This is a genomic window from Cupriavidus sp. 05N38 (assembly GCF_056397345.1).
Genome location: NZ_JBFTNF010000165.1, coordinates 1 through 1,010, shown reverse-complemented (window position 1 = coordinate 1,010; position 1,010 = coordinate 1). Strand labels below are relative to the sequence as shown.

The 1,010-nt window shown below is 57.7% G+C and carries 1 protein-coding gene; it reads left to right on the top strand.

Annotation, left to right across the window (positions count from 1 at the left end; genetic code table 11):
* Window positions 1–162: 162 nt before the first annotated feature.
* Window positions 163–1,010: hypothetical protein (locus tag AC1DK4_RS40690; RefSeq protein ID WP_441650515.1), on the top strand; the 848-nt coding region annotated here is incomplete at its 3' end.

Genomic DNA, 1,010 nt, shown 5'->3' with positions numbered 1-1,010 from the left:
ACTGGCCGTTAGCGCATTCATTGCCATTTTCGATGACGACGCCCTGCAAAAATGGTGCAAACACACCATGTATCGCGGACCCAAGTTCAATGGGGAAAAACCATACGAGGATACGCAAGAAGAACTTGCCGCTCTCTATGGCGGACTGCAAGAGGTGCTCTGATGTACTACGCGGAGTGGATGGCATGGCTGCTCAACATCAAGTCTGACCAATGGTTTGAGGAGAACATGGGAGACGCCGACGGCTCAAAGAAGCCACTGGTGGAACCCGTGTACGCAGAGTCCGTGGCCGAAGACAAAGCGCGTCAGGCAGCGAAACGGTTTGCTCACGCCGAAACGCGCGGTCCGGTCTATGCCTGCAACAACACCTATCTGGAAATGCGTTGTGGCGGCATGGAGGAGAAGCGTGGGCTGCTAACTCTAATCTCTCTTGTCATTGTTGGCATGGTGACTCGCGGATGGGTTTCCAGTTCAGGCCCAATCGTGTGGGGGCTTGTATCAGGAACAAACCAGGCATTTGGCAGGCCGATCGGCGGCAGCGAGTATTTTGATCTATTTTTCGATGGTGCCCTTTTTGGAATTCCGATTTTCCTTTATTTCAAATACGCCTTCCGCTTCACGCGCCTGGAAGCGCTGACCTCCCGCTATCTGCTGATCCGCTTCAACCGTGTCACGCGACAGGTCTATCTGCATCGTCCTCCCAGTTGTGGTGGGATTGCTGCCGTGCCCTGGGAGGGCGTCAGCACGGAGGAAATCGCCGGGCAGCGTCTCCTTGCTGGCTGGTTTCCTGGCGACACACCGCTGCCCTTTCCCGTCATGGCCTTCGTCGGCAAGCAAAGCAGCAGTGCGGACGACCTCAAAGCGGAGTGGGAGTTCATCCGCCGCTACATGAACGAGGGCGGCCTGTCGGCCGTCCCGAAGCCGCGCATCAGCTCGCAACTGCCGCTGCCGTGGCAAGCCTTCATCGCGCAGTTCGAGGCCTTGGGGCCCTTCCTGCGCGAAGGCGGTCC